Below are 23951 nucleotides of genomic sequence, written 5' to 3'. Positions count from 1 at the left end.
AGTGGTTTGGTCTGGTTCTACTCAGTTATTCAGGGATAGGCTGGATGATCTCACCGTAGTTCCGGGTAAAATAAGGAAAGGACTGATAGGAGCCATCCGCTGCTGTCTGGTAGGAAGCCCGGTAGCCTCCGCCAAAATAGCGGAAATGATCATGAGACATCTCAGCCATATATCCGGGCTGCTGTCCTCCCAGTGTAGTGTACAGATCATAGCCGGGAATACCATTCGTGCCGTATTGCCAGACGGCATGGGCGGCTCCGTCCTTAATCTCAACGACGGTTGAGACAAGCGCGTTCTCATAGACATAGCGCGTAGCGTCATTTGCGGCAAATCTGTACGTATAATTCCGTGATTGTCCGCTCTCCGCTGCGGGAACAGGCGTGAAGTTGTACTGGATAGGCAGAGAGATGGCTGCGAGACGGGCTGCCGCCAAGTCACTGGAGAGCAGGGCAGCGGTATCCGGGACATAATCCTTGCTGGTAATGAAGAGTATGCTGCGCGTTCGCTCATAGTACACACTATATCCGAAGGCTTCACTGACGAAGCGGGCCGGAACCATCATCCGGCCGTTATAATTACCTGCCTCACTATCCAACTGGACAGGCTGGCCGTTTTTGTAGGCTGTCAGCTGTCCCTGGATCAAACGGAATGTATCCTTGGCCGGATTAGTGATTGTAGCGGTGCGGGTTGCTGTATCCCAGGAATAAGTCAGTCCGAGTGAGGCGAGCGTCCGGACAGATATTTTGATTCTGCCAGACTCAATAAAGGGGCTGCTGTCCGTGGCAATAAAGGCTCCGTTGATATTGACGGTAATCGGACGGACTGGCGCAGCTGCCGGGGCAAGGGAAGCGGCTGAGGCGGCTGAGGTGAAGCTTTGCAGCAGTAGAAGGAGCAGCAGACAAGCTGGCCATATTCTTTTATACAGATTCATCATTAATCTCCTTTCTGTTTTGTTGGAATTAAATAGAATAAGTTTCCATATATAGACGCAGCTCTCTCTATTATGTTTCTAATAAACTCCGGATTGTTTCAGGAACTGATTCATTGGAAGCCGTTGTATTCATGCTATAATGGGGAAATCTACAAGCAGGATAAGCAGGAAGGAGCACTACCCCATGGAAGTAACCGCACAGGAAGTGGCGGAATGGATGGTCAAGGAAATCAAATTTACAGGAACCCTGCACCAGACCGCAGCGATTGAATATGTGAAGGCGAATTTCGGCGAACAATTTGTCTTTGTGAATGAGAATGGAAATGCATCGCTCTCCAAAGAAGTGAAGAAGTCGTTCCGCAAGCTGCACGGCGGCCGGATTGCCTGGGACCGCGACGGGTTCCTGTGGGCCTGGACCTGAGGACTGACTCGGCATAGGAGAACCATAAGAACACAAGCAGAAACGGCTACGCCGTCCTTGATAGGACGGCATTCGTTTCAGCGAGAAATAGAAGGATAAATTATCATGTGAAACATAGAAATTCTTATATTTTAACAAAGGGAGCATTGCTGTAATAGCAGTGCTCCCTTTGTTATTACATAATCGTCATAGCCTATACATATTCCAGCATGCCTTTCTCCTTGAGCAGATCGACAATGTCTTTGACTGACTGGGCTTTATCCTTGGGGCAGATCATGACCGCATCCCCGGTGTCAGCGATGATGAAGCCGTCTACGCCGATGGTGGTAATCAGCCGCCCGTTGCCATAGATAATGGAGTTGCGGGTATCGATGCCGACATGATTGGCCTTGATAATGTTGCCTTCATCATCAGGCGGGAAGATGGCACCAAGCGCATCCCAGCTGCCGATGTCATTCCAGCCGAACTGGCCGGACAGTACCACTACCTCATCAGAACGTTCGAGGATGCCGTAGTCAATCGAGATATTCTGCAGCAGCGGATAGATCCGGTTAATCGTCTCCTGCTCCTGATCTGTACCGAGCGCTTCACTGATCGGCAGCATCGTATTATATAGCCGCGGCAGATACCGCTTGAAGTTATCGATAATGACCGAGGTCTTCCAGATGAAAATCCCGCTGTTCCAGAGATAATTGCCTGAGGCCAGATATCCCTGTGCCTTTTTGAAATCCGGCTTCTCCACGAATTCAGCTACATCGTATACGGCAACCGGATTGACTGCGATCGGCTCTTTGTCATAAGCGATGTAGCCGTAGCCGGTGGAAGGGAAGGTAGGTTTGATCCCGATCGTGACAATGGCATCACTCTCCATCGCCACGGTGCAGGCTTCGTCCAGCGTAAGCCGGAACTGCGGCTCATCGGTAATATAGTGATCGGAAGGCAGGACAACCATTAAGGAATCCCCTTCACTCAACTGCTGGATGGAGAAGGCGGCGAACAGGATGCTTGCTGAGGTATTCCGGGCCACAGGCTCGATCAGAATATTGCTCTTCTGCACACTGCTGTGCATAATACTCTCCAGCAGTACCGCCTGGGTACGGTTCGTTACAATGACGGTATTCTCCTGCGGGATGATGCCCTTGAAGCGTTCAATCGTATCGTTCAGCATAATATCGTTGCCGCTGATGTTCAGCAGCTGCTTGGGGATTTCCTGTCTGGACAGCGGCCAGAAGCGGGTGCCGCCTCCGCCTGCGAGTATGGTTGCGAATTTATCCATGATGAGTCACCAGATGGGCAATCGAGAAGGAGATGATGCTCTCCGAACCCTGATTGAGGTTCAGCCCCGAGCTGTGAATCCCGTCGTAGCAAGCCCCGGTCTGGGGATCGATCAGGGAGAGCTGCAAGGAGTTGTTCCCTGTATACCAGGCATAGCACAGTTCAGCCCGCTGGAGATAAGACGGGTCCTGCAGCACTACGGCAGCCTCCCGGCAGGCGAGCAGCATTTCACAGGCTTCAATCGGCTGTTCGTCATAGAGTGCAGGCGTACCGCCGCGCAGCAGCCAGCCGTGGCTGCCGACAGGTCTGTAATAGCCTTCCGGTGCGAAGGTCCGGGAGATCAGGAAATCGAGACTTTCTTTGGCTGTTACACGAAGCGCCGGATTGCCGGTAATCGTGAAAGCCTTAAGCAGTGCCCAAGGCAGCATGGAGTTCCCGTACGTCAGGCTGTCTTCATACCAGTACCAGTCTTCCCCTTTGGTAAGGTTATACTGGTCATGCAGCCGGATAGTGACGGATTCGATAAGCTCTTTAATGAAGGCTTCCGGCAGGAAGGCCAGCTCCTCTTCTGTACTTGGTATATGCGGATAAGGGAAGGAGTAGGTGAGCGCTCCGGGAGTCTCAAGTAAATAGCTGAGGCCGATGACGGCATAGCCCAAGGCCCGGGGAGAGCGCAGGCCTCCGATATGCGGCAGCGCCTGGTTGATCAGATACCGGCAGGTATTCAGCAGATTATCCGGCAGAATGGAAGAGTAGGAGAGCACGAAGCCCAGCGCCCAGAGTGTGCGTCCCTGGCAATCCTCGGAGCCGCGCTCCTCCAGGAAGGAACGGTTGTAGTCCATGAAATTCCGGAAGTTCCCCTCTTCATTCTGTGCATGGTGGACGAACGAGAGGTACGTATGGATCAGATCGAGTGCAGCTGTATCCCTGCTGTTGTTATACATTAACACGGCTGCGATCAAAGCCCGCGCATTATCATCAGTGGTGTAGCCTTTGGCACGATCGGGCACGCCGAACTTCGTATGCTGGAAAATCCCCGTATCATCAGTGATCTGGCGCATATAACCGGTTTTGAACTGCAATACCGCAGATGTCTGCATCAAATCACACTCCGGCCAGCCGGTTTGGAGAGGGCTATTTTGTCCTGAAAGATGGCGGCATAGGTTTTTGCAACCTCACTCCACATCATCGTACTGCCAAGCGCCTGTGTCCGCTGCTCCATGTCCTCAACTTTGGCCGGATCATCCAGCAGCTCCAGGATGCAGGCTTCCAGCGAAGCCGAGTCACGGAATTCCGCCAGCAGGCCACGGCCATCGGCCAGCATCTCTTGAGCGTAGCGGTAAGGCGTAGAGATGATTACTCTGCCATAGCCTACTCCATAAGCGAGTGTGCCGCTGACTGCCTGATCCTTGCCCAGATAAGGGGTCATATAGATATCCGACATCACCAGGGACTCAATGACCTCTTCCTGGGTCAGGAGCTTGTCGACGAACAGCACATTATTGACCAGGCCTAATTCATGCACAAGACTGGTCAGCTTTTGACGGTATACTTCACCTGTCTCCTGTTTGACGACCGGATGGGTCTTGCCCCAAATGATGTAAAGCGCATCCGGATGCTGCTTCACTACTCCGCTCATAGCTTCAATAGCATACTCAATACCTTTGCCGGGACTCAGGAAGCCGAAGGTGGAGAGGATTTTGCGTTCTCCGAACTTATACTGGGTCTTCAGCTCCGCGCGGGTAGAAGTTTTGACAAAAGGCACACCGTGGTGAATAAAAGCAATTTTGGCGGCGTTAATATGATAGACAGAGATGAGATCATCTACTGTGGATTGGGCCATCGTGACAACCTTTACGCTTCCTGCAGCTATGCGGGTGATAATCTCATGCTGTTTCGGCGAGGGGTTGGTTAATACAGTATGGAAAATCGCCACATAAGGCACATGAAGCCGCTCAGTGAACTGCAGCAGATATTCGCCGCTTTCTCCGCCGTAGATACCGAATTCATGCTGAATGACGAGCAGATCGGTGTTTGACTGGTTGATTTCTTCGGCGGCATCTATATAATCAGATAGCTGATGCTGGTTAATTTCCCGCATGACCTGGTCTGTGTACCGGTAATTTCCGTTGTTGTTCATAGCGATGATCCGCGGTTTGTTGAAGCCCTGGAGCTTGGTGAACTCATCCAGCAGATCCTGGGTGAAGGTAGCAATTCCGCATTCTCTAGGCAGGCTGGTGGACAGGAAAACAATGTTTTTATTGCGGTTGCTGTGGTTCATAATAAGAGCCTCCTATTGATTATCGTACTTTTGGGGACAAAAAAAGAAAATAAAGAGGACTTTATTTTCCGGGGATAAGTGGTATAAAATTTGTGATCTGCAAATTATTTCCTGCTCCGACTATAACATGACCATTTAATCTTGTCAATTTATTGACTCCCCTGAAATCTCCAGATATAGTGATGTAGGAGGTGTATGGATGCCAGTCATACGCAGCAAATTGAGTGAGGTTATGGAGAAGCATGACCCGAAATTATCGATCCGCAAGCTAGCGAAAGACATTAATTACCATTTCGATTCCGTCCGGCGGATGTACAAAGACGAGATGGTGCAGTACCCCCGGGATCTGCTGCTGAAGCTGTGTACTTACTTCAATATTCAGCCCGGAGAATTGATCCGGATGGAATCAGATGAGAACGATTGGGCAATAGATAAGGCACATGAATATGAGGAGGAAGGCAATGACAAGGAGCCCGGCCAAGATTGCAACCTGTAACGAACTGCTGGATACCTTTTATGCCAATCTCCGTACCGTACACGTGGAGAAGCTGGTCTTCTCCGGTGTGGGCGGACGTGATGTATACAATATAACGGCTCCGTTTCAGCATGACGGGGAGGAAGTCATCTTGGGAAGAGTTGAGGAACGGGATAGTGAGTTCTCTCAAGTCTTCTTTTTTACATTCCGGGAGGATGGCGTCTGGATTCCCCGGGAGCACACCCATACCTATAATCTGCAGGACCCTTGCGTGACCCGCATTAAGGGTGAGCTGATTGTCGGCGGAGTTGAAGTGATCACGGCCGGGGATAACCCGCAGAGAATCGTTTCGTGGGTCACTCAGTTCTACCGGGGGTACCGGATTGATTCCATGCGCCATTTCTCCTCGGGGCCGGGCACGATGAAGGATATCCGGCTGATCGAGCTTCAGGACGGAAGAATCGGCGTATTGACCAGACCGCAGGGAGACCGGGGCGGCAGAGGACAGATTGGCTTCACCATTATTGATTCACTGGATGAGCTGAATGAACAGACCTTCCTGGAAGCGGAGATTCTGCATAACCAGTTCGTGCAGGAGGAGTGGGGTGGAGCCAATGAGGCCACTCTGCTGAGCAACGGCCATATCGGTGTGCTCGGGCATATCGCCTGCTTCGACCGTATGGGGCAGAAGCATTATTACGCTATGGTCTTCTCGCTTAATCCGGGCACCTTCGAAACTACCCCGATCAAAATCATTGCCGCCAGAAGCGATTTCCCCATCGGTCCGGGCAAACGCCCCGAGCTGCAGGATGTTATCTTCAGCGGCGGGCTGGTGCGCGGTAAGGACGGCCGGGCGGTACTGTCTGTAGGCGTCAGCGATGCGGAAGCCTACAGAATTGAGATCCCCGATCCTTTTATTGAATATGAAGTCTGATATCTGCAGGTTTGACTAGATTCTATGGTCATGTTAAACTTAAGGTGACAAGAATTTATGGTCGAAGAGAGCGGGAATTAAGCAATGAGTAAATTTATTCAACTAAGCAATCGTACGTCTGACACAAAGTCCAACCTGAATGTGGCAAGAAAGCAAGGCCGCATCCCGGCAGTACTGTACGGAATTGGTAAAGATACTCTTAGTCTTGAAGTGAGTGAGAAGGAACTGCTGGAAATGCTGAGAACCAATCCGCGTGCAATCCTGCAAGCGAAATTGTCTGATGGTACAACCGTTCCGGTGGTAGTTCAGAGCATTCAGAAGCAGTCTATGTCCGGTAAAGTGCTGCATATTGATTTTCAGCATGTGAACATGAGCATCAGCATGGACAGTAAAGTTACGATTCATTTTGCAGGCGAAGCTGCAGGGGTCAAAGAAGGCGGCGTTCTGCAGGTAGAAATCTATGAAGTAGAAGTCCGCTGTATGCCGGGCGATCTGCCGACTTCCATGGAAGTGGATATCAGCGGCCTTGCTATCGGTGACCAATTACTTGTATCTGATCTGATTTTCCAGGATGGTATTGAAGTGCTGACTGATCCAAGTACAGTAATGATTCAGATCAAGACTGTGCATGAAGAAGCTGAAGAACCGGCAGTAGCAGCTACTCCGGCTTAAATAGAGGATTGACGAATATAGCCCCTTCGGGCAGAGCGTACTTGGAAACTCATGATAATGTCATGATTCCGGCTACGTCTGCTGGAAGGGGCTATTTGCTGTTCTAACAGGCATATTGCCGGGAAGCAGCTACTTCAGTGCTCCCTCTGTCAGGCCGGCAACGATATAGCGGTGGAAGAAGAGGTATACGACAATCATCGGGAGCGTAATAATCGCCAGTGCGGAGAAAAGCAGCTTATAGTCGGTCATATATCGGCTGGAGAAGGCCAGCAGGCCGACCGGGATGGTCTTCAGTGCATCATTCTGGATGTACAGCATGGCCAGCAGCAGCTCATTCCATGCATTCAGCGCCGAGAAGATCCCCACGGTAGCCATGTTTGGAACAAGCAGCGGAAGGATAATTCTGCTGTACATCACCCAGTCATTACAGCCGTCCATGCGGGCAGCTTCCAGCAGTTCTTTTGGTACGGAGTCCAAGTACGCCTTGAGCAGAAAGATAGCCAGCGGAAGTCCTGTTCCTATATAAGGAAGAATTAACCCCATATAGGAATCCTTCAAATTCAGCTGCTCGAAAATATAGCTCTGGGCAATGAAAAAGGATTGCAGCGGCATGAACAGTCCGAATACGAACATCAGCATCAGGAAGCCGCTGCCGCGGAAGCGCAGCTTACTGAAGGCAAAGGCTGCAAGGCTGGCGAAGAGCAGAATGCCTGCTACGGTAGCCGAGGTGACGATTACGCTGTTGCCGGCATAAGTGCTCATATTGCCGACAGTCCAAGCTTTGGACCAGTTCTGCAGATTAACCTGTTCCGGCAGCGCGAACGGGGCGGAGAATATTTCCCGGTTCTCACGGAATGAGGAGAGAATAAGCCAGAGGATCGGATAGAAATAGAAGCAGGAAATGAAGATCATGAACAGATAATACAGAATATGTGAGAACGGTCTGCGGTTTGCCGCCTCCCCTCCGCTGTAAGCGTCTTTCTTGATATCCAGGACTGTGGTCGTCAAGGAGAACACCTCGCTTTCTCATACTATCAGAGTTTACATGTTTCGGGGTCCCCGCAAAGTACCTGAGTCATCTATCTACGCCAAAGCCCCACTTTGTGGGGTTATTTTAATACTCCAGCACACCGGAGTCTTTCTTATTCAGTCTGCCGGCAACAAGCCCGATGACCGCGATCACGATTGTCATGATGACGGCAAGCGCAGACCCGTAGCCGATGCTCATGTGGGTAAAGACTACTTTTACAAGATAGGTCGTAACGATTTCAGTAGAATTATACGGCCCGCCGTTGGTCATTACATAGAACAGATCGAAGGACTGGAAGCCGGTAAGCACACACAGCATGACACCGGTCTCTACCAGATTGCGGATCATCGGCACTTTGATCTTGAAGAATATTTGTCCTTCTCCGGCGCCGTCCAGATAGGCGGATTCATAGACTTCTTTGGAAATGCGCTGGATTCCGGAATAAAAGATGGTCATATAGAACCCTGCGTAGACCCAGCCGGATACGATACAGATGGCATAAAGTGCGGTATCAGGGTTGCCTAGCCAGACGCGGGTCCAGCTCTCCAGGCCGATCTTCTCCAGCAGGATATTGATGAGACCAAAATCAGAATTGTAGACGAATTTCCATAAGTAGGATACGACAATCATCGGCAGCATAACGGGCACGAAGAATGCCAGCCGGAATATTCCGCTGCCCTTGCGGCCCATCGTGATTAAGCCTGCGAGTCCCAGTCCGACAAGGACTTCAACAACGACCGTGGCTACAATATAAATCAGTGTGTGTCCATAGGAATTAATATAGATGCGGTCTTGAAAAGCCCGGATGTAATTGTCAAAGCCGGTGAATTTCATCTGGCCGATCCCGTTCCAGTCGTAGAAGCTGAATACGAATGTCATGAGGACCGGAATAAGCACAACAAAGGCAAACAGCAGAAGGGCTGGCGAGATGAACAGGTAGGGAGAGAGTTTATTGCTTTTGCCGGACAATGGGTCCACCTCCACTTCAGGATATCAATCTAAGCACAGGGTCCGCAGATAGCTTCAACTTGTGAAAGGGCTGCTGTGCGCGTGATCTCTTCGTTACTTCAGAGGGGCGATGGTTGTCTCCAGTTCGGCGAGGGCGTCTTCAGGTGATTTGGCGCCTCCAATGACCTCGGAGGTGGCCATGTTAAGCGCATTGGCTACCTCGATGGAATAGCCCGTATCAGGCGGGGACACCAGCACTGGCGCATTCTCCATCAGATCATTCAAATCAAGTGAGAGCGGAAGCATAGTCTCCTTATCGATTCCGTCCTTGGTAATCGGCACGGCGCCGGCGTCAGTGAGCTTCTTGGAGGATTCGGCAGAGCTGTAGAGCTTCATGAAATCAATGGCCTCATCGATCAGCCTGGAATTTTTATTGACGACCATTCCATTCAGCACGCCGATCACACTGTCCTGATTGCCCTTCCCGTCCGGTATGGCAGGAGTATTGAAGTAGCCAAGCTCAAGATCCGGTGTTTCTTCCACTGCGGTCGGGGCCAGCCAGCTGCCGATCGGATGCATGGCACCGCTGCCGTTCAGGAACAGCATATCCGCTTCACTGTCACTGGAGGCAGTTACATTCTCGTTAATATATCCTTTGTCCCATAGCTCCTGTACATAACCGTAGGCTTTGACAAAATCCGGGGTATTGAACGGCTGCTTCAGCTGCATAGCCTCGCTGTAGGCGTCCTCCCCCACGACACGGGAAATGATATGGGCCACCCAGTTGCCTGCCGTCCACAGATCGGAGTTGCCGATCACGAGTGGAGTGATGCCTGCCTGCTTAATCGTATCGCATACCTGAAGGAACTCCTCCCAGGTGGTTGGAGGCTGCAGCCCCAGATCATTGAACACCGCTTTATTGTAAAAGATAACGTTCGTCACATCGCCCGCAGTGGGAATCATATAGGTCTTGCCGTCAATTACCATGCCATTGAAGGTGCCTTCGGCGAACATGTCCTTCAGCCCCGAGCTTTGAAGCTGCTCTGTAATATCCGCGGCATAACCGTCTGTTACTCTGGTCTGCAGGCGCTGCCCGGCCCATTCGAAGTATAGATCGGGAGCGTTTTTGCCGTTAAGCAGATTCGGCAGTCCGATCGTTTGATAGGTGTCATCGTCCTGATAGCTGAATTCAACTTTGATGCCCTGATGCTGTTCCTCGAACTCTTTGCCGATGGTTTCCCAGACCTTAATCAGCCCTTCTCCCGGTGAACCCATGGCAATTCGGAGTGTTTCCGGTTTGGCATCAGAGCTGCCGTTATTTGCTGAGCTGTTATTTGGATCTGCAGAAGAGCAGCCCGTTATGGCGGTAACCAGCATCGTTGAGATCAGTGCAATCATCCACTTTTTCATTAGTTAATCGCTCCCTTAATATGGAATGGGGTTATATTGGTTGACCGTAGGGATTGCCCGCAGGCAGAGTGGTTAGCGGCAGTTCCTCCCTTTCAAGTTGGAATGGTAAATAATGTGACGTTAAAAGAATCTTTTTAACCTTGGATTTTGCCTTTTCCTCGAACTTTCGTCTCGATATGTAACTTTACATGACGTGTTTGAGTGAGATAATGCTGGACGGCAAATGAAATTGATACGTTAAAGGAAATTTGTAGTAACAATATAGTTTTCATTATTAATTATACCAAGGCCCCTGTCAATTGTTTTTCATGCAAAAAAACTTATAAAATTCATTTTGTTCCGGAAAGGACGAATAATTATTTTCAGTCACCGATTTTATGTAAGCGCAAACAACGTTGAATTTATATGGAATTTTACGATGTTATGGGAGTATGTGGAAAAGAAAGGAGAAATATATGCCTGTTAAAGAAATGTGTTGACAATTTGTTATGATTAAAAATAGAATGTGGGTAAATGTTACTACAATAACATTAATGATATGACATGGAGGTGACATAACAGAAACGGATTAATCAATAAGATAACCTGAAAAGGATGTAACCCCTGAAGATTTGTTTCGGGTAAGAGGGTTCGAAAGTCAGGAGCGCCATTAGAAGTAAGATCCAAACCGGGGTGTGTAAGAGGGTTTTCGGGTGAAGCAGACGCAATCTAAACTTTAGGAGGAACGCATATGAAGTTCAAATGGAAGCAGACGCTTGGAGTATTCGCCGTGGTGTCATCCGTGGCGTTTACCGGCGTGTCCGCAGCATCTGCAGAAACAACAGAGAAGATTCCTGTATGGGCCGCAGAGGAAATTGCCTCGTGGAAGGAAATGGGATTGCTCAAAGGCAACGAGGATGGCCTTGTTCTGCCGAATGACGGAATCAGAAAAACAGAATTCGCAGCCCTGATTAACCGGATCTTTAATTTCAGTGAAGAAAGTGCCCAGAGCTTTACCGATGTCCCCCGGACGGCATGGTATGCCACTGAAATCAGCAAAGCAGTTGCAGCTGGTGCCCTTATTGGCAGCGGAGAAGGCGAGATCGGCCCGCTTGAGGTTCTGACCCGTGAGCAGGCGGCCCTTATTCTCAGCAGAGTATTCAATGTTGCAGCTTCCGGGAATGCCATCTCCCCATTTACAGATGATGCTGTGATTGCCGGCTGGTCCAAGGAAGCCGTATATGCTATGAAGGAAGCCGGTTATGTGGAGGGCACACCGCAAGGCTTGTTCCAGCCCAAAAAAGCACTGACGCGGGCCGAGGCTGTGAAGATGATTAATAACGCCATGGGCCTCCTGATTGCCGACGGCGGGGATCATTCAGGAATATCCGGCAGAAATCTGATTGTTAATACGGCTGGAGGCACCCTGTCCGATCTGAACTTCTCGGGGAATTTATATATTACGCCTGGTGTTGGCGAAGGTAATCTGAGTCTGGTCAACACGACTATTGGAGGCGTCGTTTACATAAACGGCGGCGGTATACACAGCATCACCCTAACGGACAGTAAAGTGAACCGGATTGTAGTCAGCAAGCCCGCCGCTCCTGTAAGGGTTCTGCTGAAGGGAAAGACAACAGCTACGGAGATTGATGTGACCTCCGGTGCCCGGATTGTTAATGAATCGGGGCAGGCAGTAAATATCGTTAATGTGTTTACGGGAGCTTCAGATGCTGTTTCCCTGGCAGGGGATGTAAATGAGCTGAATGTGGTTGCAAAGACAGGGTTCACGCTGGAAAGCGGCCAGGTTGGCAGCTTTAATGTCTCATCCAAAGCAGGCGGCTCAGCTATTAAATTGAACAAGGGCGGAACCGTCAGGAAAATGACTTTAGGCAGTGCAGCTGCCGTAACTGGCGAAGGGGCAATCATAGAAGCGGTAGTTAATGTAGAAGGCGTGTCGTTCTCTGTCAAGCCGGACAAGCTGACGATTAATGCTTCAAAGGTAAGCATAGGCGGACAAGATTATGATGCTTCAGGCAATCTGATCGCTTCAACAACCGGCAACTTGGGAGGAACGGGTTCAAGCGGCGGCACGGGAAGCTCAACATCCACTCCTGCTCCAAGCCCTAGCCCGGATACGGGAAGTCCGACACCAACCCCGACTTCAACACCAACACCAACACCGACACCGACACCAACACCAACACCAACACCAACGCCGACACCAACGCCAACACCAACACCGACACCAACGCCAACACCAACACCAACGCCAAAGCCGACACCAACGCCGACACCAACGCCAACACCAACACCAACGACCAAAACTCCCGAGCGGTATTCCTATGCCGAAGCCTTAAGCTCGTTCAGCTCGACGGGAGCAGAAGGCTTGGCCAAGCAATACCTGACCTTCCTCCAGGACCCTTCATACACTCCTTCGATAGCCAATCCGGATGTGACCATGCCGAACCTTGTGAATGCAATAACCTTTGTTAACTATGAATTTAATGTCAAACCATCTCTATTCGCTTCCCTGCGGGGGGTTAACACATCCATTCTGGACAAAACCCGTACTTATTTGTGGATCGGAACAAACAGCGGAGTAACAAAAATCAATCTCAAAACGAATGAAATGACCAGTTATTCTGCACAAGGCAAGGAATTGTACGATGATAAAGTACTTCTGCTGCTATCGGATGGAAGTACGGGCGTACTGGTTATAACACAAACCGGCGTATCGCATATCTACCAATAAGGAAAGGGGAGTTTACCATGTACATGATGAAGAAGAATGGCCTGAAGATTACGGGTGCCCTGCTTGCCTTGACGTTGTCTGTCCTGCCGGCGGCACCTGTATTCGCAGACAAGCTGCCTGGTGCGAGCTACTCTCCTGTTCAGCTGGAAGCCGTGCAGACCAAAGAAATGACCTATTACAAAACCGGATCGGTGTCCATCCCGGGTGGCATCGAATGGGTTACCGATACTGCTGCACTCAAATTTCTGCCGCTGTCGGTGATCGGCGATGTAACCAGTGTTGTTCTGGACGGGGGCGTCTACTGGATTGGAACGGAGACCGGCCTGCAGCGGGTTGACTTCACCGCAAGCGACACTAAGGATATCGTTCAGTATATGGCTGGACCAAGGTATCTGTATGGCGGCGACGATCATGTGACAGGTCTTGCCAGTGACGGGGAGAGCGGCATCTGGGTCCGGACGGCAAGCGGTGTCACTCACATCGCGATGCCGGAGAAGACGCTGCATGACAAATCATTTATCTATGAGGATCTCGTGGAATCAATTCTTGACCGGCGCGGCATGGTTCATGGCGCAGGATTTAACTTTACGGAGACAGACGGCACGCTGGACGCGGTCAATTACAACTCTGCGACCGGACTGTTCACATCAACGCCTACCACCAGCGATAATGATGGCTTATGGACCGCGATGTATGCAATGGGTGAGGTATTCCGCTATAAAGCGCTACAGGAGCAGTACGGGACCAGTCCGGCCTCTGGAGAGCAGGCAGAAATCGCCGATGCCAGAGCGGCAGCGCTTAGAGCAACCAAGGCTGTGCTGCTGCTTGATTATGTATCCGGACGCGGAAACGGGTTCCCGGCACGTTCCTATATGCTGACCAGCGAAGCCACTGCGGCTACAGTGGGCAACTCAGTGTATGGCTACCAGTCTACGAACGGGTTCTGGTTCCAGAACTTCGTCGGGCCGGACATGATTAACCCCAATGGGATTATTCCAAGCATGCAGCGTAACGACGGGACAGAGCCGATTGGCTATTCCATGGTTAGGGTAACCAAGGACGCAGAGAACAAAAAAGGCTCCACGCTGTTCCCAAGCGGAGGCACGGATGTGCTCAACTACAACGGACTTGGGCTTAGTCAAGCTGCGATTGATGAGCTCAACCTGACACGTCCAGAAGGACAGAAGCTGGGAATTGATATTAAGACACGGGTAGGAACTACCGCAACAGGTGCGGTATATCAGGTGCTGCCTGTCATTACGGCCGCCACTAACAATAATGATGCGAAGGAAGACAAAACAACGGGTGAAAATAATAAGCCGCTGTTTCAGCTGACGGCTCCCGTCTATGAGCAGATTCCGGATTTCTTCAATGATTTGTTCCCGGATAGCGCCATTGTGGACGGCCATATCGACATGAATCAGATTGTGTATAAGGCAGATACCTCCGCAGATGAAGTGGATGGGCACTACGCCATGTTCTACACAGCTTATAAATATCTGGTCGGTGACAGCACCGATCCTGAACTTCTTGAGCTGAAATCCCTCATTGAAGAAACAACGCACCGCATGACAGAGCTGATCTTGAAGGATGACCATTATTACATTGAGGATGCTACCGGCAAATCAACACAGTGGTCCAGATGGTTCGCCAAATATTTCAACGACAGCCTTGGCGTTATGGAACAGCAAGTACAGTGGCAGTCCAAGATTGGGGTTGACGAGAACGGAGACGATGCGCTGTCCTACGGCTACGAAGACGGTCCGCTCAACGCACTGCAGGTCATGGCTGCGCTGAAGTCGGCGAGCTATATTGTCGCAGAGAGCTATCCGGCCGATTCGGCGAAATATGAGCTGGCCTATGAGCAGGCTTTTGCCGGCAGCTACAGCAAGGAGGAACCGTATATCAACGGTCAGGGCTATATGGATATGGCACTTGATTATATTGAGCGGAGACTTGTGCGTCAGGCTACCAACGCTTACAGCGAGAACGATAACCAGGCCGTAACCATGGAGAATGCAGGGGATGGCACGAATACCAATGCGACGATTCATAATGACTGGACCCAGTATATCAATTACTCGGATGAAGAGCTGGGCTGGTTCCCGGTATTCGTGCTTGTCACCCTTGAGCAGGATGCAGGCAGACATGCACAGATTGTAGCAGCCTATGATCAGTGGTATTCCAATGAGGTACGGGAGGAGAATCCGTTCTACACCTTCCTCTACCAGCTTGCGCATCCGGATAAAACCGATGTCGATCTGCAATCTGCTGTCCGGTTCCTGTACCGTTTCCCTGAATTCCAGATTGAATTCCCGGTGCAATGGGACCGTCAGGATGTGCTCTATATTGAACCGGGTGACCGCGACGATTACAAGCAGACGAACTACGCACTTGCACCGGATGAGCGGCGCATCATTAAGCATAATTCGAATCCGTTTGAGAATGACAGCCAGACAACAGGCGCCAATCCCGGGTATAACTACCGTTCAGGCAGCATTGAAGCGGGGTCGGTTTTTACATTGCCATACTGGCTGGGGCGTTATTTTGAAATCATCAAAGAGTAGCGGAGCTTAATGAATTAAAAGCAATGGAGCACCCATGAGGGGTGCTCCGCATGCTCTCTGCTCTAATTTTGTTCTAACCTTCTGTTATCCAAACTGCCTCTCGATAGTATAGCTGGGGAAATCACCCCGGAATACGCCGAAGCTGTATTCCAGCGGGGAGCCGTCGGCCAGATACGTAAAAGTTCTTACTTGCAGACAAGGGGAGCCTTCTTTGACGCCAAGCAATCTGCTGGCCAGCTTGTCCGCCAGTACAGGCTTCAACTGCTCCACAGAGCGGTAAGCCTTCAGGCTGTACTCTGACTCCAGGAAGGAGAAGAGTGATCCGTCTTTATACTCATTGATGAGCCCCGGGGCAAGATCCCAGGCAATATAAGTAGTTTCATATAGAAGGGGTTCATTATCCGCGTAGCGGATCCGCAAAAGCTGGTTCACGGGAGCTTTCACCGAGATATTAAGGAATTCATTAAGCGGTATTTCCGCAGGCATCACTTTGGCTTCGATGATTTTACTGGTCGGCTCTTTGCCGCTCATCAGCACATCTTCTGTGAAGCTGCGTTTCTGGTTAAGCTGGAGCTCCTTGCGTTTGACGAAGGTGCCCTTGCCCTGATGCCGCTCAAGAATATCCTGAACCTCAAGCTCGCTGAGCGCGAGGCGGATTGTAGTCCGGCTGGCGGAGAACATCTCGCATAATGCGGCTTCGGTGGGGAGTTTCTCTCCGACGGCATAGAACCCGGATTGAATCTGTTTGAGCAGTTGTTCTTTAATATTGAAATATAATGTGTTATTTGTTCTCTTTGTCATTACAAGTTTCCTCCGATGCCAATTTGTTATATTATATCACGGAAAAAGGGCAGGAGAAACCTAATAGAAAAGAGAAGAATTCGGGGTTTCCGGGAATATGTAATTCCTAAAAGTGGAATTCGATCTTTGTTCACCCTATGCCAGGTAAAGAGATTTATCTATTGTTTTTTTCTGTAAGGGAATTCTCTGATTATACGGACGCATGAAAAAGGAAATATATTTGTAGGAACAATATATAAAAATGTTACTATAAATAAACTCAATATACCAATCAGGAGTGAAAGCTATGTACTTCGCGGGTGTAGACGGCGGCGGGAGCAAAACCATTGCCATTATAGCTGATCATTACGGCAAAGTGCTGGGATCCGCAGTGACAGGCTGCGGCAACCATCAAATCATTGGAGTCCAGGCGGCTGTGCTCAATATTCGCGGAGCGCTGTTTGGCGCGCTTGCGCAGGCAGGAATTGCCATGGATCAGCTGGATTTTGTACAGTTCGGTCTTGCGGGTGCTGATCGCAGTATTGATATGGACAGGCTTTCTCCGGAAATCAGCAGGCAATTGGACTTGCGGAGCTGGAATATGGTCTGCGATACGCTGGAGGGACTCCGTGTCGGGAGCCGGGATAACACGGGAGTGGTGCTTGTCTGTGGAAGCAATACGAACGCGGCGGGCCGCAACCGGCTCGGGCAAACGGTGCAGGTAGGCGGATTTGACACTTTGTTCGGTGACCGGGCCGGCGGCTTTTATCTCGCTGCACAGGCACTCGGCAGGGCGGTGCGCTGCTGGGAAGGCAGGGAACCCTACAGTGATCTGGTCGAGCGGATACCTCTGAGGCTTGGGTTTACAAGCTTCGGGGAGATGCTGAACCGGTATCTCGATGATGAGATCACTGCGGCGCCGCTGGAGCTGTCGCTGATTGTTCACGAATCGGCAGACTCAGGCGACTGGCTCTCCCGCCAGCTGCTTGCAGATATGGGCAGAGAGCTGGGGATTTCTGCATCGGCTGTGATCCGCAAACTGGGCGGCTTTGAAGAGGAAGCGGTACCGGTCATCCTTACCGGGAGTATCCTTCAATCCGGCAGAAACCCGTTGCTGCTGGATGCGCTGCTTCAAGAGGCGAAGGCGGAGCATCCCCTTTGCACACTTGTAATCCCGGAGCTGCCGCCTGTATTCGGTGCGGTGATGCTTGCAATGGACCGGCTTGGCCTGCCCGTAACCCCGGCAATAATAGAGAATTTCAAGAGAGACGGAGGGAATCGCAAATGAAGAAGAACCACTTGAAAATCGCAGTAATCGGAGGAGGTTCCTCCTATACACCGGAGCTTGTAGAGGGCCTGATCCGGTATTATGATGAATTCCCGGTTGCTGAGCTGTATCTGGCAGATATCGAGGCCGGAGCGGACAAGCTGAGAATCATAGGCGAACTGGCACAGCGTATGATTGATGCAAGCGGCAAACCTATCAAGCTTCATACGACGCTGGACCGGCGCGAAGCGATTCGCGGTGCGGATTTTGTCGCTACGCAGATCCGTGTGGGCATGCTTGATGCCCGCTCAAGAGATGAGAAGATACCGCTGGCCCATCATTTAATCGGCCAGGAGACAACAGGAGCGGGCGGATTCGCCAAAGCGCTTCGCACCATTCCGGTAATTCTGGACATTTGCCGGGATATTGAGGAACTGGCCCCGGGTGCGTTCATGATCAACTTCACCAACCCGGCCGGTATTATTACGGAAGCTGTCTCGAAGCATTCCACTGTCAAATCTGTCGGGCTGTGCAATCTCCCGATAAGCACGAAGATGCAGATCGCTGAGCTCTACGGGGTTCCGCAATCGGATATGTTCATTGAGATTGTCGGGATCAATCACCTCAACTGGACGACCCGGGTGCTGATTGAAGGAGAGGACGTGACGGAGGATTTCCTGAACAAGCTGTCCGGAGCCAAAGGGCCTTCGATGGCCAATATACCCGATCTGGAGTGGGATTCCGAATTCATTCAGTCCGTGGGAGCACTTCCTTGCCCCTACCACCGTTATTATTATATGAAGGAAGAGATGTACCGGGAGATCTCCGGGCATTATCAAGAGACCGGAAAGACCCGTGCCGATGAGGTAAAAGAAGTAGAAGCCGAGCTGTTCGAGATTTATAAGCAGCCAGAAGTGAACAGTAAGCCGGCTCAATTGGAGAAACGCGGCGGTGCCTACTATTCGGAAGCGGCTGTTCAATTGATGAAGTCCATCTATAATGATACCGGCGACATTCAGACGGTCAATGTGCGTAATCAGGGGATAATCCCTGATCTTCCGGGCGATGTCTCCATTGAGATCAACTGTGTTATCAAATCGGACGGGCCGCATGCGCTTGCCCCGAGCAAGCCGCTTCCTCCCCAGATCAGAGGTCTGCTGCAGGTGGTGAAGGCTTATGAAGAGCTGACGATTGAAGCAGCGGTTAAAGGGGATTATGCCTCTGCGCTGCAGGCGCTGACGATCCACCCGCTGGTAGGAGACGAGCGGATCGCCAAGGAGGTTCTGGCCGATATTCTTGAGCAGAATGCCGATTATCTGCCCCAATTCCAGGTGCGGGCAAGATAAACCCGGGAATAACACCATCAGCCCCATTCAGCGCCGGTTAGCTGCTGAATGGGGCTGATGGTTGTGTACAGGAGGCCGTGCGTCCCGTTATACAGGGACTTCCCGGGTGCTCTTTTGCATGGCGGATTTGCAGAGCGGACAGGGCTTCGAGACAAGGTGATCCTCGGCTCCGCCCGCCTTCATCCGGGTCCAGCCCGGGCAGGACTTGCCGGTACAGCTCCAGACGGGAACTGTATGCGTTCTGGCTACGGGGGACCCGGACGAATAGCTGCTGCGCACTATAGTGCTTCTGTTTGCGGCGGCCGGTGCAGTTGCCTGAGGCGGTGCAGCAGTGCGGAAAGCGGAGAGCATGAAGCGCGAGACCTCTGCCTTCTTGCCCCGGTGCCTTGCGGGCGAGCTGATGAACAGCTCCTCGCGGGCCCGGGTAACAGCTACATAGGCGAGTCTACGTTCCTCTTCGAGTGCAGCTATTCCTGCCTCGGCTGCGGCTCTGGCGGCAGCACTGCCGACCACAGTAACGCTTGCCTTCGCCGGCTTGCGGTCCTTCAGCCGGCCCTCCTCCAATGCGGAGCTATGCGGCAGAATGCCCTCGGAAGCCCCGATAAGGAAGACAACGGGGAACTCCAGTCCTTTGGATTTATGGATAGTCATCAGGGCAATCCGGTTGCCTTGCTCTTTAAGCCCCGGCTGGCGGCTCTGCTCGTTGCGCTCGGTTACATTATCTATGAATTCGAGGAACAGCGGAATCGTGCCGAACCGCTCTGCGGATGCCTCCAGCTCATCGAGCATTTCCTTAAGCGTCTCCCGGTGCAGGGTAGCCTGATGCCGCTCATTGGCTTCGATGAAATAGTCATAGAAAACAGTGCGGATCTGGCGGATGGCCTGCACCGGTGTCAGCCCGCTCAGCCCGCGGATCAGATCCAGCCGCTCGCGCAGCTTGGTACCTTTGAAATCCTCCATGCCCGGCATGGACAGGAGGTGAATCAGCGGGCCCTGCTTCGCCTGCACGGCCTCCATGCGGCGGATATGCTCCATCCCTTTTTCCCGGCTCATGTAGAGGGTAGGCAGAATGTTCTCCATCGCGGCGAAGTTCCGGCGGTTAACAGACAGGCGCAGATGATCCAGCACAGGGGAGATCAGCCAATGCTCGTAGAGCAGCTGGCCTTCGCCGTAGTCCACATAAGGGATATCGCGCATCAGCAGCAGCTCCAGGATTGCCCGGTTACTGCTGGTAGCGCGGTATAACAGGGCGTAATCGCGGTATTCTCTTGCTCCGCTGCCGATCTCACGCTCGATATGCTCTACAATCTGCTCGGCTTCTTCATCCGCCGTTTGCGGACGCAGATAGCGGGGCGGATTGCCGCTGCTTTTGGCAGCTTGCAGCGTCTTGGCCCGGCGCCGCGAATTATGGCGGATAATCCCGTTCCCGAGCCCGATAATGGCCGGTCCGGAGCGGTAATTGATATCAAGGGTGATCACCTTGGCATTGGGATACAGCTTCTCGAACTCCAGGATGAACTCGCTGCGCGCCCCGTTGAAGGAATAGATGGTCTGATCATCGTCTCCGACCACCATCAGGTTGTCCTGCGGATGGGCGATCATTTTGACCAGCTCATATTGCAGCGCATTTGTATCCTGGAATTCGTCGACCATTACATATTGGTATTTCTGCTGCAGCTCCAGCAGAAGTGCCGGCTGCTCCCGGAGCATCCGGTAAGCGATCAGCAGCACGTCGTCGAAATCGATTTTGAAATTATCGGTCTTCCACTGCTCGTACAAGGCGAGAATGGCCTTCATTTCCTTCTCCGCTTCCGTCGTTTCCGGCATATCCTCGGGCAAGCCCATATTCATCTTGCAGGAGGAGAGCAGGGTGAGCAGATTCTCTGGAGGATAGGCATCCTTCGGCAGCCCGAGCTGACGCATGATCTGCTTCAGCAGAATGTGCTGGCGCCGGGTTTCATGGAATATATCCTGCCGCAGTCCCTGCCGGCGCAGGAAATAAAGGAAGAACGAGTGGAACGTGCGGGCCTGCAGGCGGGCGGCATCGCCCGCATCCACACCCGGCAGCAGCGCAATCCGCTCGCGCATCTCTGCCGCTGCCTTGCTGGAGAACGTGAGCAGCAGCAGCCGGCCCGGGGCGATGCCGCGCACAGACAGCAAATACCCGGTTCTGCAGATCAGCACCGAGGTTTTGCCGGAGCCCGCTCCCGCCAGCGTCAGCAGCGGCCCGAGATGATGCCGCACCGCTGAGATTTGCGGAGGATTGAGCAGAATGCCGCCTTCCTCCAGCCTGCGGAAGTAAGCCGCGTCGCTGTCTCCGGGCTTCACGGTCTCCCTGCTCGTCCGGGCGGAGGCAACCTTCGCCTGGGGGATTTTCTCGCCGGTAGCGCCCAGCGGTATATTATGAAATAAAAGCTTGTTCATTAGATTCACCTTCGTTTGTTCTATATAAGCTTATGTGCAAGTTATGCTGCGGGTTTACCGTTGGGGAACTTTCAGGCGTAGATTATCACTGCACCAGCTCTAAATCCTGCACGAAATACAACATTTCCCTCTTTAAATCCCGCCTAATCCCAAAATTGTTGTATAAAATGCAGCGTTCCACCTCATTTAAGCGGATAATCCAGACAATTGCTGTATTTCATGCAACAATTCTTTGAATTTCCTGGTATCTATGAATCCAAGTTGCAATATGTACAACATTTTGACCAGTATACAATATACCATTTTGCCCGTTCCCCTGCATGGAAGTCTAGTGAATAAGAGGAGCGGGATAATAGGCAGAACCAGCCCATCAAGGGTTTAAGGGACTGGAACCAAGACATGTGATTCTGGATATTCTTCAGGAGGGTCCGGCAATACCTTTGGGCATTCTGCTAGCGGGGCTGCGAAGTATGGATAGATTAGTTACTTCAGTTTAGCGAGAATGTAATTAGCCTTGCGCTCGAACAGCCGGGGATTGTCTTCCTTAATTTCCTCCAGCAGAAAAGCCAGGCATCTCTTGACCTTCACCGGCATGAGAGCGGCGATCTCTGCGTAATCTTTGCGGTAATTATCGTCATTCAGGATTCTTGTATTCAGCACAATGGCCCAGTTGCGTGCATGCTCCATCATGTCCGGCAGTGACTCGAGCAGCTGGGTCAGGTACATCTCCATTTGAACGCTCTCCACGAAATGGACGAGGCTGAACATGACCTCCTCCTGTTCCGTATCATCATCGAATACCTTGAAGATCTGATGAATCACGGCATCCTCCGTATCACCAGCCAGGCCTTCCAGCGCAAGATCAAATTGCTCACATTCCAGCTCGGTACGCAGCAGCCGGTTCTCATATAGCCGGGCAATCCCCGGGTACAGGTTCATCTGAGATTCCTCCTAATTCACCTTGCAGCTGAAGCTGCCAGGTGTTTATGCCGGGCAGAGTACAGCTTGCGGCGGGTTATGTAAGAATAGTTCACGCCATTTATCTTAAGGTCCAATTTTTGACAGCTGAGATTAATATATTGAACAAAGGAGGAAGTGTCATGCAGACCAATGATCGTACATTTTTGCTGCAGGTAGAGAAAGCCAGACAGAAGTTGTACCAGACGCAGCAGAGATACGGTATTTTGACACATCCCAAAGTAGTTGAACAATCGGTTGCCCTGGATCATTTGCTTAATCAGTATAGCTATCCGCAAAGGATTAGCTGATTGGATAGATTCACAAATAAAAGGTGAGATTTGGAGGGATGTCGTGTTTATTCCCGTTCTGTTGGCTTTGACTACCGCCCAGCGGTTAACTGTCATCATATTTCTCGCATTAAACCTGGGTGCAATATCTGTCTGCTTTCTTCACCGCTCTGGAGCCGGCCGCCGCTGAAGAAGAGCAGCCTTCCTGTGAGGGCTGTTTTTTCTTTGAAATATAAGAATTTATATGTTTCACACGATAATTTATCCTTCTATTTCTCGCTGAAACAGTACCGTCCTTACAAAAGGACGGCAAAGCCGTTTCCACTTGTGCTATGAAGCCAGAGTTACTGCTTATCCAAAAGATGCCGCAGACCCGCAGCAACACCATGCTCCGAGTTGCTTAGCGTAATGAAATCGGCGGTTTCCTTGAGGATGGGTGCGGCATTCTCCATTGCAATCCGGTAGCCGGCGATCTCGAACATCGGCAGATCATTATAGCTGTCACCCATAACTGCGATTTGCGCTGCCGGGATGCCGTAATGCTCCGCCATCAGCTTCACGCCGTTGCCTTTATTAGCATCTTTATGATTAATTTCAATATTGTTGACATGCGATGCCGTAATAATCAGCCCGGGAATCGCAGCGAACCGTGTAGAGGCTTCCTTCAGCAGTTCACGGTTCAGCGAGAAGGCGAGTGTCTTGTAGATCAGATTCTCCTCTTTGCTCCAGATGTCCTCCATGCTCTCCACATAGGTTACAGCCGCCTGCTGAAACTGCTGGTCGATCATCGCCTTAAGCAGCCAGCCTACCTCTTCGGGAACCTCATCTTCCTTCAGTGCCGACAGCTTCTCCAGCCGTACCCGCTTATCAAGCTCTACATATACGTTATCCTCTGTGTATACCTCATAGTACAATTCAGGAATCTCGTTCATCCAGCGCAGCGCGGGGATGATATCCTCCTTGTTCAGCGGTGTACTCGCGGCCAGCGTTCCGTCAGGCAGTGTGACAACAGCGCCGTTCAGACTCACTACAGGACACTCCAGATCTGCCAGCCGCAGCTGACGCTCCGCATCCATGTAAGAACGTCCGGTGGCTATGATCACGGTATGCCCCAGGCGCTGTGCGTGCAGTATGGCTTCCTTGTTCTCCCTGCTTATCTCACCATCCCCGTTCAGCAGTGTTCCGTCCATATCCAGTGCAATTAGCATGTTG

The 23951-nt window shown here is 51.4% G+C and carries 20 protein-coding genes; 9 read left to right on the top strand and 11 right to left on the bottom strand.

Translation table 11 applies throughout. The features are described from left to right. Positions 1-25: 25 nt before the first annotated feature. Complete coding sequence (locus NSU14_RS30265; RefSeq protein WP_340948260.1) at positions 26-934, bottom strand: copper amine oxidase N-terminal domain-containing protein; 909 nt, start codon at positions 932-934, stop codon at positions 26-28. Between the two features lie 181 nt (positions 935-1115). On the opposite strand from NSU14_RS30265, the gene NSU14_RS30260 reads away from it, so the two are divergent. After that, positions 1116-1352, top strand: coding sequence for a DUF6953 family protein (locus tag NSU14_RS30260; protein ID WP_336102906.1), 237 nt, complete (start codon positions 1116-1118; stop codon positions 1350-1352). A gap of 193 nt (positions 1353-1545) precedes the next feature. On the opposite strand, the gene NSU14_RS30255 is transcribed toward NSU14_RS30260, so the two are convergent. The 3 genes from NSU14_RS30255 to NSU14_RS30245 are packed head-to-tail and all read right to left on the bottom strand — an operon-like array spanning position 1546 to position 4908. Beyond that, positions 1546-2628 carry a mannose-1-phosphate guanylyltransferase gene (locus NSU14_RS30255; protein ID WP_340948258.1) on the bottom strand — a complete coding sequence of 361 codons (1083 nt, stop codon included), beginning with the start codon at positions 2626-2628 and terminating at the stop codon, positions 1546-1548. Then, positions 2621-3727 (bottom strand): glycosyl transferase, encoded by a 1107-nt coding sequence (locus NSU14_RS30250; protein ID WP_042132933.1) that lies wholly within the window; start codon positions 3725-3727, stop codon positions 2621-2623. The genes NSU14_RS30255 and NSU14_RS30250 overlap by 8 nt, the downstream gene beginning before the upstream one ends. Continuing rightward, positions 3727-4908, bottom strand: a complete 1182-nt coding sequence (locus tag NSU14_RS30245; RefSeq protein ID WP_042132935.1) for a glycosyltransferase family 4 protein — start codon at positions 4906-4908, stop codon at positions 3727-3729. The genes NSU14_RS30250 and NSU14_RS30245 overlap by 1 nt, the downstream gene beginning before the upstream one ends. 199 nt (positions 4909-5107) lie before the next feature. Here NSU14_RS30245 and NSU14_RS30240 point away from each other — a divergent pair, with 199 nt between their 5' ends. From NSU14_RS30240 to NSU14_RS30230, 3 genes are all read left to right on the top strand, one after another. Continuing rightward, the gene (locus tag NSU14_RS30240; RefSeq protein WP_042132936.1) at positions 5108-5404 is read left to right on the top strand and encodes a helix-turn-helix domain-containing protein; all 297 of its coding nucleotides are present in this window, start codon (positions 5108-5110) and stop codon (positions 5402-5404) included. Then, positions 5370-6317 (top strand): DUF1861 family protein, encoded by a 948-nt coding sequence (locus tag NSU14_RS30235; protein WP_042132938.1) that lies wholly within the window; start codon positions 5370-5372, stop codon positions 6315-6317. The genes NSU14_RS30240 and NSU14_RS30235 overlap by 35 nt, the downstream gene beginning before the upstream one ends. 84 nt (positions 6318-6401) lie before the next feature. Continuing rightward, positions 6402-6989 carry a 50S ribosomal protein L25 gene (locus NSU14_RS30230; protein ID WP_042132942.1) on the top strand — a complete coding sequence of 196 codons (588 nt, stop codon included), beginning with the start codon at positions 6402-6404 and terminating at the stop codon, positions 6987-6989. A 129-nt stretch (positions 6990-7118) separates the two neighbouring features. Here the strand turns inward: NSU14_RS30230 and NSU14_RS30225 are convergent, their stop codons facing one another. The 3 genes from NSU14_RS30225 to NSU14_RS30215 form a co-directional block, all read right to left on the bottom strand. Beyond that, positions 7119-7997: a carbohydrate ABC transporter permease gene (locus tag NSU14_RS30225; RefSeq protein ID WP_197074320.1), complete on the bottom strand. Its 879-nt coding sequence runs from the start codon at positions 7995-7997 to the stop codon at positions 7119-7121. Between the two features lie 106 nt (positions 7998-8103). Beyond that, the gene (locus NSU14_RS30220; protein WP_042132944.1) at positions 8104-8988 is read right to left on the bottom strand and encodes a carbohydrate ABC transporter permease; all 885 of its coding nucleotides are present in this window, start codon (positions 8986-8988) and stop codon (positions 8104-8106) included. A 93-nt stretch (positions 8989-9081) separates the two neighbouring features. Continuing rightward, positions 9082-10377: an ABC transporter substrate-binding protein gene (locus tag NSU14_RS30215; RefSeq protein ID WP_340948253.1), complete on the bottom strand. Its 1296-nt coding sequence runs from the start codon at positions 10375-10377 to the stop codon at positions 9082-9084. A gap of 730 nt (positions 10378-11107) precedes the next feature. Here NSU14_RS30215 and NSU14_RS30210 point away from each other — a divergent pair. After that, positions 11108-13108 carry an S-layer homology domain-containing protein gene (locus tag NSU14_RS30210; RefSeq protein WP_042132947.1) on the top strand — a complete coding sequence of 667 codons (2001 nt, stop codon included), beginning with the start codon at positions 11108-11110 and terminating at the stop codon, positions 13106-13108. Positions 13109-13131: 23 nt separating this feature from the next. Beyond that, a complete protein-coding gene (locus NSU14_RS30205; protein WP_340948250.1) occupies positions 13132-15675 on the top strand; it encodes a hypothetical protein in 2544 nt (847 codons plus the stop codon). Positions 15676-15759: 84 nt separating this feature from the next. On the opposite strand, the gene NSU14_RS30200 is transcribed toward NSU14_RS30205, so the two are convergent. Next, the gene (locus NSU14_RS30200) at positions 15760-16476 is read right to left on the bottom strand and encodes a GntR family transcriptional regulator (protein WP_042132950.1); all 717 of its coding nucleotides are present in this window, start codon (positions 16474-16476) and stop codon (positions 15760-15762) included. Positions 16477-16762: 286 nt separating this feature from the next. Between NSU14_RS30200 and NSU14_RS30195 the strand changes: the two genes are divergently transcribed. Together NSU14_RS30195 and NSU14_RS30190 are read left to right on the top strand one after the other, a co-directional pair. Further along, positions 16763-17743, top strand: a complete 981-nt coding sequence (locus NSU14_RS30195; RefSeq protein ID WP_042132951.1) for a BadF/BadG/BcrA/BcrD ATPase family protein — start codon at positions 16763-16765, stop codon at positions 17741-17743. Continuing rightward, the gene (locus NSU14_RS30190) at positions 17740-19068 is read left to right on the top strand and encodes a 6-phospho-beta-glucosidase (protein ID WP_042132952.1); all 1329 of its coding nucleotides are present in this window, start codon (positions 17740-17742) and stop codon (positions 19066-19068) included. Before NSU14_RS30195 ends, NSU14_RS30190 begins: the two co-directional genes overlap by 4 nt. 87 nt (positions 19069-19155) lie before the next feature. Here NSU14_RS30190 and NSU14_RS30185 read toward each other — a convergent pair whose 3' ends face one another. Further along, complete coding sequence (locus NSU14_RS30185; RefSeq protein ID WP_340948247.1) at positions 19156-21492, bottom strand: UvrD-helicase domain-containing protein; 2337 nt, start codon at positions 21490-21492, stop codon at positions 19156-19158. A 483-nt stretch (positions 21493-21975) separates the two neighbouring features. Continuing rightward, positions 21976-22431 (bottom strand): Imm30 family immunity protein, encoded by a 456-nt coding sequence (locus NSU14_RS30180; RefSeq protein ID WP_042132955.1) that lies wholly within the window; start codon positions 22429-22431, stop codon positions 21976-21978. Between the two features lie 161 nt (positions 22432-22592). On the opposite strand from NSU14_RS30180, the gene NSU14_RS30175 reads away from it, so the two are divergent. Next, the gene (locus NSU14_RS30175) at positions 22593-22760 is read left to right on the top strand and encodes an aspartyl-phosphate phosphatase Spo0E family protein (RefSeq protein ID WP_076243512.1); all 168 of its coding nucleotides are present in this window, start codon (positions 22593-22595) and stop codon (positions 22758-22760) included. A 323-nt stretch (positions 22761-23083) separates the two neighbouring features. Here the strand turns inward: NSU14_RS30175 and NSU14_RS30170 are convergent, their stop codons facing one another. After that, positions 23084-23947: a Cof-type HAD-IIB family hydrolase gene (locus tag NSU14_RS30170; protein ID WP_039300103.1), complete on the bottom strand. Its 864-nt coding sequence runs from the start codon at positions 23945-23947 to the stop codon at positions 23084-23086. Between the last annotated feature and the right edge of the window lie 4 nt (positions 23948-23951).

Source organism: Paenibacillus sp. FSL R10-2771 (genome assembly GCF_038000205.1).
Classification (GTDB): Bacteria; Bacillota; Bacilli; order Paenibacillales; family Paenibacillaceae; genus Paenibacillus_AQ; species Paenibacillus_AQ phytohabitans.
This window is presented reverse-complemented; position numbering and strand designations above follow the sequence as displayed.